Here is a 15,145-nt window from a genome sequence, read left to right as displayed (position 1 = left end):
CGAACACTTTTTAAGGAAACCATACCATCCGTCCAACCATTTTATATTAATTCTCATCCATATTATCTTTCTTCTCCATCAGCTGTTTCAGCTTTTTATTTATTTTGCTTCTATTCTCCTCCTGTAATTTTCCGCAGAATAGATAGCAAAATTTCAGTGCAAACCACCAGATATACAAAGCTTTAAAGCTCTGGAATGCCTGATCATCCAGCATTCCATGTGCCACATTGTTGCGCATGTTAAATCCAAATTTTGAACAGAAAATCGTATTTAAAGCAAATATAAGGTCTTCATCCAGACTTTCTTTTACTCCTTCCAATTCTAAGACAGCGTGCATTGATTTTATTTCTTCAATCCCTTCTTCATTCATGTTGTAAACAGGTTCTCCACATTCCACTGCCAGATATCTTACTGCATTTTCTATCTGTGGAATCAGGATACTTAGCGCCGTCAAAAAATCTCCTGAAAAGCCAAACATAAGACCCTTGGTATACGATTCTTTTCTCCCCTCCGGAATCGCACAACTTACATCTACAATCTTTTTTACATCACTCTCTTCGATCACAAATCTGGAACGAATATATTCAAACGTATTTCTCACCAGAATCTGTGCAAAATAATCCATCTCCATGGCTGCTGTCCGCTCCATATTATCCTTAAGCGCACCTTCATCGATTGTTCCATCAGGCTTTTTCACAGGCCTGCTTTTAGCAATTAATTTTCCTCCTTTTCCAAGGATTGCCGCTGGAAATATCGTGTTCAGGATCCCAGTCCTATTTAATACTTGATTCTTTACCTTTTCTCTTACCGGAATCGGAAGAAATGAAGCAAAATAACATAATGCCTCTTCTTTATCAAGATCTTCCAGTTGGCGGAACAGTTCTTTTACAATGCCGCTGGCATCCTGTTTATCACTCCATACCATCATCTCCGAAAGGGAAGCTTCTTCTATCTGTGCTATTTCCTGCAACAGTGCCTTTCTTTCTTCTTCCGTACCCTGTATGGTCTTTAACAACTGAATAACCTCTTTCAAATAGTGAATCTTTCTCATTAAATTTCCTTTAGAAGAGGCCCCGGCATATTCAGCCTCCATCCGGATAGCCTGAATCTTACGTCTTCGTATCGCAATCAGTTTAGGTTCAGTAATACACTTTTTCTTCTGCCAGTTATTTTTTCTGCAATAGAGTTCTTCCAACAGATCACAAAACTTACCAATGAGCGGTGCATCACAGCTATTATCATCGTAAGTTTTCAAGATATTTTCCACATAAGGGATCAGATATCCTGTATCCACTTTTTCCTCCATGGCAGTTTTTATCAAATATCCAATTTTTGCGTGGCTGCTGTTATCATACTCTTCTAATACTTTTATCAGCAGATTCTTTCGCACCTCTTCATTGATTTCCTTGCTTCGGATTTTTTTAGAGATAAACAAGATCCGGTTTATAGCCATGATATGATCTGCAAATGCACCGGTGTTCTTCAAGTGTTCGCAATAAGCCGTTTCTGCTATTTTAGCATTTGAAAAATCATTTTCCACAACCCATAAAAAATCCGATATCTTTGCCTTGTTGATCGGTGCGATGGGATAGCTTCGGATTTCCTCCAGCAATGCCTGATACTCTTCTCTATTTATATCTTTCCGATTCCAAATGCTGCGGGCATAGGAAAACGGTACGTCTTTAGGCGTATCAATCCATCGTTCCACAATAATATCCACCAGAAGATTCCTGAATTCCCCATCCATCGGTCCGCAGAAATCTGTCAGTGCTTTCTCTGCCGTTTGAAAATTAGGTTCTTTTAAAATCTCTGCGATCTGCTCTGCCATTTTTTCTGCCATACATATTCCTCCAACCTTTTTCTATAGGAAAAGTATAACGTATTTTTCTTTTTCCTGTAAAGCAGAAAGACCTGAAAATCCAGGTCTTTCTGTCATCATTGCTTAGAAATTGAAATTCACACTCTATTTTATATCCTTGGAACCCATAGAAGCCGCCCATCCAGCCTGAATCCTTTGTATTACGCTTCCATCCCGTGCATCGATCGTAAGGAGTGGAACACCTGCAGCATCCATCGTCACGTCTCCTATGACCGGTCCATCCTCCCCATTTCCGTACTCATACTCTGGCTCTTTGGATGTCCAGGTTCCATAAAAATCCCACACCGGGATCAGGACTGCTTCGGTATCGCTGCCTTCACTGTCTGGCATGCACATATAACCCAGCTGTACCTTTGTTATGGTTATCTCCGCACTCTGTGCATCAATGGACGGATAACGGTAGTGGCTTCCTCCATCGACAGAGATCAGCCGATTCTTGTCTTCTGTCATGACCTGCAAAGTGATCGTTTTTTCAAAGATATCCTTGACCTCATCAAAAGGAAGTAGGAACAGCCTTTCATCGGAAGCATTCGATGCTTCTATGGGATTTCGGTGCAGAAAACTCTGAAGTGTCCCACTGCAAAAGTCCATCGTCAGTACTTCATTTTCCCATCCTTCAGACTGTCCTTCATGAAGTGTTCCATCTTCGTTTTCCCATTCAAGAGCCTGTTCATTAACAGGCAGAGAGGTTTCCCTCACATAATTAACCGGAACCCCGTCTATCATCCGTTCAAAAATGAAGTCATCTTTTTCCAGGGTAGTGCTTCCTTCAGTAAGTGCTTTTGAGGAACTTTCAAATATCTCCCAGTTTCCGGACACAAGACCTGAAACCTTCTCCTTTGCTTCCTTTTCAGATACTTTCCCGCTTCCTGCCTTTATATAATTTTGAAAGCGTTCTTCCCTTTCTTTTTTCTCACTTGATGCCAGGGTCATGTCCCCACAATCATCAAAGCTAAACTTCGCTATCTGAAATCCAAGTTCCTCCACATCCGATACCTGCTCGCTCTGTACATAAGAATACCGATAGGTCAGTCCATCTACTGTATACGTCCCCGCCTGTTCGTTCTCATTCTTCTCTTCCTGCATGGACTGTCCTTTTCCGAATGTGTCTTTTATTTTATTCTGTTCTTCTTCAGGAATCGCCAATCTTTTTACTTTTTTTAAACAGATTGCATCTACATCCGGCACTTTTATCGGTGCATCCGCTGTCAGGGTAAAATTCATCGGGGTTTCTTTATCCTCCCGGCCCGCTGATCTTAGATCTGCCTGGATCGTTGTCTGGTATGTTTCCGGTGCCTGTACCTGTTCGGCAACGGTTTTCTGAACTGTCTCCTTTTTCTCTTCTTTTTTCTGTTCTGTCTGATCCTTTTCTTCCACAACAGCAGACTGGACAATACGGTCACATCCGGATAATGTCAAAAGATTCATACACAGAACGGCTCCCATAAACATTTTTATTTTCTTCATCCTTTTTCCATCCTTTCCTTTCGGTATTAAAAAAGGTACCCTCTTCTTATGAGAAAAGAGTACCATATTGCTTCGCTGATGTATTCATCAAGATGTAAACAAATTGTAAATCAGAAGATGGCTCTTACCGTGGTCCCCTCTCCTGGCTGGCTTTCGATCTTCAGAAATCCGCCATGGATTTCAGCCACCTTCACACAGAGTGCCAGCCCAAGTCCAGATCCGCCTTCTTTTCGGCTTCGTGATTTGTCCACCATATAGAATGCATCTGTGATCTTTCCCAGTTCTTCCTCCGGGATCCCCATTCCGGTATCCGACACCTCAAAGATCTTTTTTCCAGCTTTCTCATAAGCCTTTACCCAAATGCTTCCACCGGCATCCGTAGCCTTTAGGGCATTGTCGATCAGGTTTATCAGAAGGCTTTCCATCAAGGCCGGATCCATTTTCATGGAAAAGGCTTCACATTCCATCTTGAGGTGCACCGCTTTCTTTTCTGCCTGTTCTTTTTCCATGTCTATGACATGGTTTAAAAGGTCACCTGCCATGGTCATTTCCATCTGTATGGCATGGTTCTGATAAAGCCCCAGCATCTGCAGCATCTTCCCAGAAAGAGCCTCCAGGCGTTTTCCCTCCCGGTTGATATGTTCCAGTGCCCGGTCTTTCTGTTCATCTTTCAGCTTTACATGGCGCAGGGTATCCGAATACCCGATAATGGACGTTAACGGGGTACGCATTTCATGGGAAAGTGCCCCCATGAGCAGCTCCTGTTTCTCTGCCACTTCCTGTAGCTTCTCCATCTGTTCCACAGTTCTTCGCATCATCATATAAATAAAAAGGCCGGCGATCAGGAACACAGCCAGATAAATTCCCAAAAACCAGACAGCGGTCTGTCTCAGCTCTGCAAAAAGCCCTGTGACTTCCCGGACAGAGAGGACTTCGTATCCTTCCGGTCTGGATAATGGTTCCAGCTGGAGAAGGAGGTATTTCTGTCCCAGTTTCTGTATCTTGTAGGCATACGGATCTCCTTCATCCTTTAAGCCTAAATTTTCGAGTCCCACCACTTTATAATCTGTCAGGTTTTCAATGACGGCATTGCTTTTTCGGTCGATCAGGGCCATGCCTTCCCCACAGCATCGCTGGAACTGAAATCCCATATAAGCCCGCTTTCCAGTCTCGGACATCTGCTCATATTTGCTGTTATCCCAAAATTGTTCCAGGAGTATCTTGCCATTTTCCAGCTGTCTTCCGTAGGTCTCTGCAGCATTATTGAGGCTTCGTTTTCCTGTGATATAAAGACTTAGCGTTCCCACTGGGAGCAGGGCACATAATAACGTTACCAGCATAAGAAGTACCGTTCGTTTCCACAGCTTCATCCTTATTCCTCCAGACGGTATCCAAGTTTCGGGATCGTCCTGATCTCATCATAAAGTTCCAGCTTTTTTCTGAGCTGTCCGATATGGACATCCACCGTCCTGCTTTCTCCCAGGTAGTCTTCTCCCCAGACCAGTTTTAACAGTTCTTCCCTTCCAAGCGCAATATTCTTATTTTGCAGGAGCAGCACAAAGAGGTCATATTCCATTGGCTTTAGGCTTACCGGAAGCCCGTCTTTGTAGACCTGATGGCTTTGCATGTCCACCAGGATGTTCCGGACCGTTAAGACTTTCTTGGCCCGTCCCGTCCTCTCCAGTACCTTCTCAATGCGTACCAGAAGTTCCAGCATCTCAAAAGGTTTTACCATATAATCTTCCGCACCCAGCTTTAATCCCTTCACCTTGGAAGCCACATCATCCTTTGCAGTCAGGTAGAGCACCGGAAGCTCCTTCTTTTTAAAATCCTCCATCAATGCAAACCCGTCTTTTCCCGGCAGCATGATATCCACTACTGCCAGGTCCGCATCCTCCTGCCATAAGAGCAGCCTCTGGGCTTCTTCCCCATCATACGCTGCCACAGTCTCATACCCTGCTGCCTCCAGGTTCATGCACAGCAATTCTGAAATTGCACGGTCATCTTCTATCACCAAAATTTTATTTTTCATTCCCGCTGCCACCTCTAACGCTTTTCTATAGTATAGTTTTTTAAATCCCAGGTCTACATTGCATTTGTTCTTGTTTTCTCATCATTTATACGCATCAGGGCACGATAATGTGACCAGCTCAATTCAGGGCACAGTGTGTCTCGAATTAGAAAAGTACAATAAAACTGAAATTATAGATTTTTGTCCCTTTTCTTTTTTGCCATTACGAATCCAAACATTAAAATCAAGTTCATAAACAGTACAACTATGCCACCTTCAATTTTACAGCTGCCACCCGACAAAATTGAATTTCCACTAATTACCATGTTGAACAAATGCGGATAATCTTCTGCTAATGATACTCCACCCAAAATAATTGCACCAACTCCATTCCATAAAAAATGGATTACAATCGGAGCAACTAAGGATTCCGTGTATTCCAAAACTGCCGTCACGAAAAGACTCATCGTTATAACGTTTAGTACAGGAAGTATTCCTGCCTCAAAAGCCCCACCATGTGCAAATGTAAATAATCCGGTAGATATAAGGACAGCGACAACTATGTTGTAATTATTTTTTATCATCTGATATAAGTAACCACGAACTAACACTTCCTGCATAACGCTATTGATAAAAGCTGAAAATAACCATAACCAAAGCATAGAAATTTGGTTTCTGCCATTAATATGTATGGCCCCTGTTAAAGATAATATTACAACAGATACTCCTAACCAAATAGCTCCTGTGATACACCCAAGTACGATATTATAAACAGGTTTTCCAGTCAGATGTAATCGTATGTTTCTTTTATCTATTAACCAGAAAATAATTGTAAAACCAATAACTGACAATAATGGAATCAATTCTGCCCAAAATCTCCAGACTGCCGCACTTTTTGTATCTGGTATAGGCAAAATTGAAACACATATAGCCCAGCCTACAAAAAAGGCAAACGTTTTTAATGATACCAATACTAATTTCTTCATGTAATATTTTCCTCTACAATCCAGATTTTCTTAATTTCACAAACTTGAATCCGTCGATTCCTTTCTTGTCTAATCTGTTAGCAATTTATCCAACAGCATCTGCCTGTTGTTTATGAACATTTCTGTTATCCGATAGCTCTCTGTTTCTTCATATTCGCATAAATGTATTCGTCCATCATCAAAACAATAGATATCTGCATCAGGTATTCCTAACAAAATTGGCGAATGCGTAACTATAATAAACTGTGCTCCCTCTTTTGCACAACTATATATTTGCATCAACAATGTAAGCTGTCTCTGTGGGGATAATGCAGCTTCAGGTTCGTCAAAAAGATACAAGCCATTTGGACGCAGATTATTCTGTGCCAATGCGAGAAAACTCTCTCCATGTGATTTTTCATGATATTTAGCGGAAGGATGTGTGAGATCCGCATATTCTTCTTCCTTCGTTGCAACATTATAAAAACTTTCAGCCCTAAGAAAATAACCCCACTTTTCCTTCCGATAGCCTTTGGAAATTCTTATCGCATCACACAATTCTGAATGTGTATCATGCGTAGAAAAAACATAATTCTTTGTTCCACCCTCCGGATTAAAACCATGTGCTACAGCAAGTGCCTCCAATAAAGTAGATTTACCACTGCCATTTTCTCCGACAAAAAAGGTAATTGGTTTATTGAAAACAAGTTTTTCAATCCCTTTAAAAGCCTTAATTCTATTTAAATAACTATCGTTATCAATTCTATTCCAATCGAATATTACTCCTTGTAAGAATTGATCATTCATCTAATCACCTGCCTGTAAAAAACACTTTCTAATCTACCTTTTCTTGCTCTTTGGACAAGAAGCATCATTCGCTCTAAATAGCTCGGTCAACTTTTATTTATCTTCTAACTCAAATCCGAGTTCTTTCAATTCTTTTTCGTTTCTGACATCTTCTTCCGTTTTCTTTCCAGTAATGGCACTGTAGGCTTCTTTGATTCCATTTTTCACTGCCCATTTGATGACGAAATACAGCGCAATCAAAATAATAATTGCGGTTCCCCCGCTTAAGCCTAATTCATTCCACATAATCATTAACTCCTCCGATTTCGTGACTTTCAATTTATTTTCAATTTTGCAGGCTGGGATTTATCATTGAATAAAACACATCCATACTCCAACTGCTATAAGCAATATGCCTGATATTCTTCCTGCGAATTTTGACTTTTGATATCCTAGAAAATTAATTGTTTCAGGAGTTGTAAATGGCAATAAAACAACATCTATACCCATTACTATAATCCCAATTCCTATTATAAAGACATTATTGTTAGAAATAATGCCATAAAACATAACTAAGAATCCCAAAATAATGCCTAATGTAAAATACTTGATTTTATGGCTGTCTTTATCCATCATCTTTTCATAACAATTTTCACATTTACTGTTACAAAATTCAAAATTATCATTGAGTTTTTTGCCACAATATTTGCATTTTTTCACACTCTATTCCCTCCATAATTTCCGTTTTGTTACTAACATGATATCATATTTTTTCCTCAATTACATCCACCTAATTTTAATACACTGCCATTCGTTTTGCTTCTGTAACCAGCATCCTCTTGCTTTTCTCCTGCAAGATTTCCTTTGCATCTTCATCAATCGAATAGTTCTCATTTGTCTCGATTTTTTTCGGTTGCCGGTCAAAATGGTCAAAGACTTCTTTCCATATCTGGACGGAACATACACACTTTTCTTCCATGAAATTATTGCTGATAATTATAAAAAAACAGAAGACCAATTAAGATCTTCCATTTTATAAACAAACCTCTATATAAAACGATATATCCTGCCCATTTTTAATAAAAACAGACAATCGGCACACTTTCGTCTATCCTATTATAAAGTTCTGCCGCTTTGTCCGCCGGAAGATTAATGCATCCATGGGATCCACCACCTTCTCGGAAACGATTTCCTCCAAAGTATGGCTGCCATGAAGCATCATGAAACCCGATCCCCCCATTAAAAGGCATCCAGTAAGTTACTGGTCTTTCATATTCATATTTCCCATTTTCCAACATCTTTCCTTTCAGCACAGATGGACTTTTCTTGTAATACAGTTGAAAAATTCCCGGTGGTGTCTGCCGTTCTGCATACTGCATATCTCCTGACACAATATCCGATTCCAAAATGATCGAACCATCCTGATAGTAATATAAATGCTGTGCAGACAGGTCCACTTCAATATACGTGCTGCCTATATCATTCATACCCCGTGCATTTGCCCGCATAGCGTATACCGGTTCCCGGTTTATCTGTACTCCTGCAATCATTTCCTGCATAATGGTTTCTATTTCCTTTTCCTGATCGATCTTCCATCCATAAACGGAACTATACACCTGAACAGTACGTCCGCTTGTTGTACAAAATTCCCTCTCTGTATTTACGGTATCATGTGTGGCAGCCAGCTTTGCCACATATTCTGCCACGTACTGTCTCAGTTCATCCTCATTTTTTTGCAGCCGTCCTCTCTCATCAAAAATGAGCCAGTTTCTGATCTCGTCCCCCTCCAATGTTACCGTTTCTTCTCCAAATATATATACGATTTTGGTCCGGATCAGATTTTGGCATTCTTCCAATGAATTTTTAAGATCTGGATCATCTTTCATTACTGCCGCTTTTACATAAACAGCCGGACAGCTATTCAGGTCAATCGTTCTTTTTTTGTCAGTAATCGCTTCTGACAGTGCCTGATAAGCTCCATTGAAATCCAGGGTATTCCCTTCTGTTTCCGGTACGATTTCAAACTTCGAATCTTTATAAGCTACATAAGCATCTTCTGGTGCTGTCTGATTCTCTTTTTTTACACATTCCAGTTTTTCCATCTGTTCTTTTAACTTCACTTTATCATAGGTCATGTTTTCCTTGGCTGTATAATTTTGCTTTTTCCAAAATCCCCGAACCCATTTATATGGTTTTTGTTCATCCAGATATTGGGAAATACTGCCATCCGAAACATAACGATATCCGATCAATTTTCCATTGATACTCTGTGATTTCAGATTTCTTGCCTTTACTTCCAGCAGATAATCCTCTGCTTTTTTAGCAACCGCCTGTTCTGCCTCTTCCGATGTTTTTCCAGAACAGTTAATTCCATTGATCGTTGTTCCCCGAAAAAATCTGTCTGAATAGTAATAAGACATTCCTGCATAGCCAGCCATAGCAAAGAACACTATGATGACAGTGATCATTATCCACATTTTTTGCTTTCCATTATCCTTACCGGTTATCTCTTTTCTTTTTCCCATCCATGCCCCCTGTTTTTAACGATAAACAGCATTCAGACAAACTTTTTAAATCGTCTGATTTTAATATCTCCGATTTAATAAAAAATAACCAAGGCTGCTGGAAAAAACATTTTCTTTTACAAACAGTAAGCTGATTTCTACAAAACATTTTTCCCCTGCTCTTTTACGGATAGGAACACCGCATCATCATTTATCTCACATTTAGCACTTTTGGGGTACTTTCAGACACTTTCCTTTTTCTCTGTGAACAGAACCCTGAAAACAGGAAAAAAAGGGCTGCCATGACCGGTCAGGGATTTTTCATCCTTGACTGATTCACGACAGCACCTAATCAGATCTCACTTATTTTCTTCTATACAAAATCGCTTCTCTGTTTTCTCCTTCTGTCCGGCCGGATTATACACGTGTTTGTTTTACACTAATCAGATGCAGATACAAGCAAATCGGTTCTCATAATAATAAATTTTTTCTTTCTATCGAATTTTCCTGGTTCATTTGATAAAATGTCCTTATCTAACAGGAGGTGATTTTTTGAAAAGAGTATTTGATAGTCCTTTTTTGAATAAAGCTGCACTGGTGCTGATCTGGCTTCTATTAATGGGCGGGACATTCTTTTATGCCAATAAAAACTATTTTCTTTACCATGAAAATCCAAATTTAATCAAAGCAGACGGATATTATCTTTATAATTTTGGTAGTCCGCGTCATTATTACTGGGCACTGCCTGTTAAATTCACCCATGAAGGCAAAGTATATCATTCTCAGCTTCCTTTAGATATACGAGATGAAAGTTCATCCTGTACTGTAGATCTTCGCATTTACATACCGGCAGATTCTTCTGGCAGTGCATTTGCATTCCGAAACAATATCACCATTCCTGCACTATGGAGGATCTTTATTTTTGTTCCACTGCTACTTCTTCTTACATCTAAAAGAAAAGCCTAGGAAGGTTTCACACCTTATAAAAAATATTCTATTTTCATCATCTTCCTTAAAAAAAAATGGGAGGTTTCACTTACCTCCCATTTCCCAAAGAATCCTTTTATTTCAATTTTTATAATGTTTCAAGAAAACGCATGAATGCTTCTCTTCCCTCGGTCGTACATTTGTATACTCCTGCATCTTCCAGAACATGGGTAAATACGATTCCAATCTCTTTCTGAAGAATGCCATGGATGTTTTCTTTTGTGATTTCCGGATATTTCGGAAGGAACTTCTTAACCCACTCTGCATGTTTCTCAATCTGCTCATTTGAAGAAATATCTTTGCCTTCAAGAATATACTCTTCCAAAAGTTCCATCTCACCTTTTAATCTGGCCGGAAGAACTGCAAGGCCCATAACTTCGATCAGGCCGATATTCTCTTTCTTAATATGATGATATTCTGCATGCGGATGATACACACCCAGCGGATGTTCTTCTGTTGTAATGTTGTTTCTTAATGTCAGATCCAATTCGTAGATATCCCCTACTTTACGTGCAATTGGTGTAATTGTATTATGAGGCTCTCCATTGGTTTCAGCATAAATAAATGCTGCTTCATCCGTATAACCTCTCCATACTTCCAGCACATGTGTTGCCAGATCTACCAAACGGTTAGAGTCTTTATGACGAATACGAAGTACAGATAACGGCCATTTTACAATTCCAGCCTCTACATCTTCAAATCCCGGAAGTACCACGTGCTGCTCAATTGGTGCTTTTGCCATTGCAAATGTATAATGTCCACCCTGGAAATGATCATGGCTTAAGATCGAGCCGCCTACGATCGGCAGATCTGCATTAGATCCAAGGAAATAATGCGGAAACAGTTTTACAAAATCAAACAGTTTAATGAATGCATTTCTCTCGATTTTCATTGGAGTATGCTGGCCGTTAAACACAATGCAATGCTCATTGTAATACACATACGGAGAATACTGGAATCCCCAAGGAGTATCATTGATTGTGATCGGAATAATCCTGTGGTTCTGCCTTGCCGGATGATTAACACGTCCTGCATATCCTTCATTTTCCGGGCAAAGAAGACATTTCGGATAGCTTCCGGATTTTACATTCCTTGCCGCGGCAATTGCTTTTGGATCTTTTTCCGGTTTGGACAAATTGATGGTAATGTCAATCTCACCGTATGGACTGTCTACCTTCCACTTTTGATCCTTCTCTACGCGATATCTGCGGATATAATTGCTATCCTGACTCAGTTTATAAAAATAATCGGTTGCTTCCTTTGGGCTTTTTTTATATTTATCCCAGAATTCTTTTTGCACCTGGCCCGGACGCGGCATCAGACAGTTCATTAATCTGGTATCAAATAGATCCCGGTATACAATACTGTCTTCGATCAGTCCTCTTTTTACAGCTTCGTCCAGCAATTCGCCCAATGTTGCTTCAAGATTAACAGGTTCCTCAATGCTGTCCGGTTTCTCATAGTCATCCTCATGAAAAACGTCCAGCAGAAGATTTGTTGTGTAATTTCTTTCACATTCTGGTGTCAGACCTGTTGTAATCCCATACTGTACCAGTTTTGCAATGCTTTCACTTAACATTTTTCTTCCTCCTGTGCTTCACTTTTAAATTTATATTTTTGGTAACATATATACCGATTTCCCTGATAAGTCAGCATACCTCGATCGCCTTTTTCCAATTCACGAAAATCTCCCTGTTGCATTTGAAATTCCATCAAACTTCCATCTGTCATCTCAAATACAACGCGAAACCAAGGTACATGTGATTCAGACTGCATATGGGTATAGATTCCTTGCTTCTTTTCAACTACAGTCGCATCAACAGATTCAACTGCCGCACTGCTGTTATTGCCAAAACTTAACAACATTTTGGTAAATACAAACATCATGATTATGAGTGCTGCTATACAGATTATAAATGCCATCCTATTTCTCCATTCCAGATATTTCATCCTGGGTCTGACTTATATATTGTTCACGATAAAGATTCCGGTATTCCCTTGACGTTACTTTATATCTTTCACGAGATACCCGGTTAAATGTCCTTTGGCTCTCAACTCCTGCATCTAGGCAAATGTCTGTGATACTCTTACCAGTACATTCCAATTAATCTCCTGCAAGTTTTGTCTACTTTTTCTTCCCATTTGGCAAGTAATATACGTCTTCTGATATTATAATATGCTTGTAAGATAAAGAAAGGAGGAAAACGAAATGAAAAGATTTAAAGCATATATCAACTACCTTATGAACTTCTATGCCAACTACTTCAGAATTTACCGCTATATGTAAAGGACACTCCTGCCATCACAGGAATGTCCAATACGGAAAACCCAGTTTTAATGGTTTCCCTTATTATACTCTAATTTAGTTGCATTTGTACATGAACAGAATTCTCGAAAACATAGACAAAATTGAACAGAATTATGAAAATACTCTTACCATGTTTTTTGATTTGTAAACCACTTATTAGCAGACGGATCCGCCAATGTTGAAAACGGATAGGCCGTTTTCCTTTCAGCTTTCAATTTGTCCATTAATAATCTCTGAATTTCCATACATCTGATGGATTTGCATTTTTCATCCTCAGCATTCTTTGAAGCTGCTCTTCTGTAAACCACAGATCGTGCAGTATTTTCCGAAATATAGAGGCTAGATATCAGACCGCTTCATTGCAATTATAAACTGTTGATTTACCAAGATTATTTACATATACGGTAATCAAGTCACCTTTTTTAAGATCCGGCTTTTCCCATACCAAACGGCTTTTGTGATAATACACTTTATCATGATATGTAAAACTATATAAAATCCTGTATGGAATCTGTCTTCTATATCTTGTGTATTTTTGCAAATATACTTTTTCTACCAAGCCCTTCACTTTTGTACCATTTTCGATTAATTGTAAATGTAATTTATCAAGCTTTGCAGTATAAATTCCCAGAGCAGCACTTATTATACACAAAAGCACTCCCGTTATAGAAAACACAGTTCCCAACATGTCTGGATTCTGAATGCCTGAGTTTACTGCTGGTTTTGATATTCCAAGAAAACTTAAGACACCGGAAACAAGAAAGAATATTCCTATCCAAAAGAAGATAACTCTCAATAAATCTTCTGTATAATTAAGTTTTTTCATATTTATTTTCTCCACAAGCATTCCATCAAAATTTTTTATCCTGTTTCAATCATATCTAATTTTACTTCAATTTAGTTAAATCCTCTAAATACATTTCTGTATGTCCACACTCTGGACAGACTGCAACTTTAACATCATCTATAGTTGTCGTTTTTTGTTTTTCATCTACATCTACAATGATCCCATAGCCACCGCCATTAACTTTAAGTCTTAAATCCGCTCTCATGACTGTTCCACACTTTTCGCATTTTCTCATTGCTGTCCTCCAAATATATATTTCGCTTTCCTATTTTTCTTACTACATAATAGCAGACAAAATATTAACCACTGAATGATCTACCGTTCATACGATGCAATGATTTCCTTGCTATCCGCTATTTTATAATCAAGTGTTTCCAAATTACCAATCAAATCAAATGTCATATCCGCATTAACTTGCAATTCATCTTCAATCTTAACTGCAGACGGCTCAACTTTTAGAAATACTGTTAATCCATAAGGCTTCGTTTCAGACTGTATCTGTATGCTATCATAAGAATATCCTTCCGGATACTCTTGCCCACTTACAATATTTATAACATTCGAAGAATCTCCTACATAATCTGTCTTGTACTGTGACAGGTCAGGAATCTCGTACAGTTCTTCTTTTCTGCCACATGCAGAAAGCAATATTGCTGATACCGTAAATAAAATAATTGGAATTACTTTTTTCATCATGAACCAGCTCCTCTTCACACTTTGATATAAAACAGCCTGCCCAATGAACCAGAAACTGCCATATATCTGCTTCTTTATTTATAGATCAGCCTTTAAACAAACGAAGCATAAATCATAAAAATTTCTGCGATCAATATAATTCCTAAAATACAATCAATCATCAGGTTATATTGACCAACTGTTAGCCAAGTCTTCGAATGCATCAGAACATACTTTATACTTTTTATACCACTCAAGATTGTAACAGCCAGAAGGAGTATCGGCATTAAAAAAATTTCTATCTTATTGCCAAAGTCATCTGCGACTCCATTCCCAGCAAAGTGAACGGGAATAATCTCCGGTAAGAAAAAGAAGCTTATTATCGCAATCGCAATTCCAACGATGCAAATTCCCCATGTTAATTTCCTGCTGCTTATACCATCCATAACAGTGCCTTCCTCTCATATGTCAGATACTGGTACTTACTCAAAGCCCTCTAATAAGCTTACTTTTTGAGCAATTCTATAACAACCCAGCATGTAGCTATTGTTTGCATCAGAAAAACGAAATCACACACATATTTCATTCCAAATTTCATAGAAGAGCTCCCAATCAATCCAAAACCTATGCAAGTCGCACCTATGCTGAATATCAAAGCCAGAATACAAATAAGTACCTTATATTCTTTTTTCATATCCCTTTCCTCCCACATCTAC

Annotated in this window: 20 protein-coding genes; 1 reads left to right on the top strand and 19 read right to left on the bottom strand. The window is 39.0% G+C overall.

Translation table 11 applies throughout. The annotated features are described in order from the left end of the window. Positions 1 to 46: 46 nt before the first annotated feature. From DW694_RS08985 to DW694_RS08935, 10 genes are all read right to left on the bottom strand, one after another. Positions 47 to 1,840 carry a DUF4209 domain-containing protein gene (locus DW694_RS08985; RefSeq protein ID WP_118752876.1) on the bottom strand — a complete coding sequence of 598 codons (1,794 nt, stop codon included), beginning with the start codon at positions 1,838 to 1,840 and terminating at the stop codon, positions 47 to 49. A gap of 123 nt (positions 1,841 to 1,963) precedes the next feature. Beyond that, entirely contained in the window at positions 1,964 to 3,346 is a 1,383-nt protein-coding gene (locus DW694_RS08980) for a DUF6034 family protein (protein WP_118752875.1), read from the bottom strand. A 110-nt stretch (positions 3,347 to 3,456) separates the two neighbouring features. After that, positions 3,457 to 4,716, bottom strand: coding sequence for a HAMP domain-containing sensor histidine kinase (locus DW694_RS08975; RefSeq protein WP_118607973.1), 1,260 nt, complete (start codon positions 4,714 to 4,716; stop codon positions 3,457 to 3,459). A gap of 2 nt (positions 4,717 to 4,718) precedes the next feature. After that, positions 4,719 to 5,378, bottom strand: coding sequence for a response regulator transcription factor (locus tag DW694_RS08970; protein ID WP_118752874.1), 660 nt, complete (start codon positions 5,376 to 5,378; stop codon positions 4,719 to 4,721). Positions 5,379 to 5,548: 170 nt separating this feature from the next. Continuing rightward, the gene (locus tag DW694_RS08960) at positions 5,549 to 6,343 is read right to left on the bottom strand and encodes a type II CAAX endopeptidase family protein (RefSeq protein ID WP_118069958.1); all 795 of its coding nucleotides are present in this window, start codon (positions 6,341 to 6,343) and stop codon (positions 5,549 to 5,551) included. Between the two features lie 69 nt (positions 6,344 to 6,412). Then, positions 6,413 to 7,129, bottom strand: a complete 717-nt coding sequence (locus tag DW694_RS08955; RefSeq protein WP_118069956.1) for an AAA family ATPase — start codon at positions 7,127 to 7,129, stop codon at positions 6,413 to 6,415. A 93-nt stretch (positions 7,130 to 7,222) separates the two neighbouring features. After that, on the bottom strand, positions 7,223 to 7,414 hold the full coding sequence (locus DW694_RS08950) for a DUF6019 family protein (protein ID WP_059085796.1): 192 nt from the start codon (positions 7,412 to 7,414) through the stop codon (positions 7,223 to 7,225). A 63-nt stretch (positions 7,415 to 7,477) separates the two neighbouring features. Further along, positions 7,478 to 7,828 (bottom strand): DUF2116 family Zn-ribbon domain-containing protein, encoded by a 351-nt coding sequence (locus DW694_RS08945; RefSeq protein WP_021651963.1) that lies wholly within the window; start codon positions 7,826 to 7,828, stop codon positions 7,478 to 7,480. 76 nt (positions 7,829 to 7,904) lie between these two features. Next, positions 7,905 to 8,087 (bottom strand): hypothetical protein, encoded by a 183-nt coding sequence (locus DW694_RS08940; protein ID WP_118070527.1) that lies wholly within the window; start codon positions 8,085 to 8,087, stop codon positions 7,905 to 7,907. Positions 8,088 to 8,184: 97 nt separating this feature from the next. After that, positions 8,185 to 9,633 (bottom strand): L,D-transpeptidase family protein, encoded by a 1,449-nt coding sequence (locus DW694_RS08935; RefSeq protein ID WP_021652238.1) that lies wholly within the window; start codon positions 9,631 to 9,633, stop codon positions 8,185 to 8,187. A 531-nt stretch (positions 9,634 to 10,164) separates the two neighbouring features. Here DW694_RS08935 and DW694_RS08930 point away from each other — a divergent pair. Beyond that, positions 10,165 to 10,578: a hypothetical protein gene (locus tag DW694_RS08930; RefSeq protein ID WP_044961941.1), complete on the top strand. Its 414-nt coding sequence runs from the start codon at positions 10,165 to 10,167 to the stop codon at positions 10,576 to 10,578. Positions 10,579 to 10,687: 109 nt separating this feature from the next. Here the strand turns inward: DW694_RS08930 and galT are convergent, their stop codons facing one another. From galT to DW694_RS08890, 9 genes are all read right to left on the bottom strand, one after another. After that, entirely contained in the window at positions 10,688 to 12,178 is a 1,491-nt protein-coding gene (gene galT / locus DW694_RS08925) for a UDP-glucose--hexose-1-phosphate uridylyltransferase (protein ID WP_110103117.1), read from the bottom strand. Beyond that, positions 12,172 to 12,522 carry a DUF2500 domain-containing protein gene (locus tag DW694_RS08920; protein WP_158526443.1) on the bottom strand — a complete coding sequence of 117 codons (351 nt, stop codon included), beginning with the start codon at positions 12,520 to 12,522 and terminating at the stop codon, positions 12,172 to 12,174. The genes galT and DW694_RS08920 overlap by 7 nt, the downstream gene beginning before the upstream one ends. Position 12,523: 1 nt before the next feature. Next, on the bottom strand, positions 12,524 to 12,703 hold the full coding sequence (locus DW694_RS08915) for an AraC family transcriptional regulator (protein ID WP_110103116.1): 180 nt from the start codon (positions 12,701 to 12,703) through the stop codon (positions 12,524 to 12,526). 427 nt (positions 12,704 to 13,130) lie between these two features. Beyond that, a complete protein-coding gene (locus tag DW694_RS17445; RefSeq protein WP_179963059.1) occupies positions 13,131 to 13,226 on the bottom strand; it encodes a hypothetical protein in 96 nt (31 codons plus the stop codon). Between the two features lie 27 nt (positions 13,227 to 13,253). Continuing rightward, positions 13,254 to 13,733, bottom strand: coding sequence for a hypothetical protein (locus DW694_RS08910; protein ID WP_110103114.1), 480 nt, complete (start codon positions 13,731 to 13,733; stop codon positions 13,254 to 13,256). 61 nt (positions 13,734 to 13,794) lie between these two features. Then, positions 13,795 to 13,989, bottom strand: a complete 195-nt coding sequence (locus DW694_RS08905) for a zinc ribbon domain-containing protein (protein WP_110103113.1) — start codon at positions 13,987 to 13,989, stop codon at positions 13,795 to 13,797. An 80-nt stretch (positions 13,990 to 14,069) separates the two neighbouring features. Continuing rightward, positions 14,070 to 14,450 carry a DUF4825 domain-containing protein gene (locus DW694_RS08900; protein WP_055056114.1) on the bottom strand — a complete coding sequence of 127 codons (381 nt, stop codon included), beginning with the start codon at positions 14,448 to 14,450 and terminating at the stop codon, positions 14,070 to 14,072. A gap of 92 nt (positions 14,451 to 14,542) precedes the next feature. Beyond that, positions 14,543 to 14,875 (bottom strand): DUF1648 domain-containing protein, encoded by a 333-nt coding sequence (locus DW694_RS08895; protein WP_110103112.1) that lies wholly within the window; start codon positions 14,873 to 14,875, stop codon positions 14,543 to 14,545. 59 nt (positions 14,876 to 14,934) lie between these two features. Next, complete coding sequence (locus DW694_RS08890; RefSeq protein WP_055056116.1) at positions 14,935 to 15,123, bottom strand: hypothetical protein; 189 nt, start codon at positions 15,121 to 15,123, stop codon at positions 14,935 to 14,937. Between the last annotated feature and the right edge of the window lie 22 nt (positions 15,124 to 15,145).

It is taken from the genome of Ruminococcus sp. AM26-12LB (assembly GCF_003480785.1).
Taxonomy (GTDB): domain Bacteria; phylum Bacillota; class Clostridia; order Lachnospirales; family Lachnospiraceae; genus Blautia_A; species Blautia_A fusiformis.
This window is presented reverse-complemented; position numbering and strand designations above follow the sequence as displayed.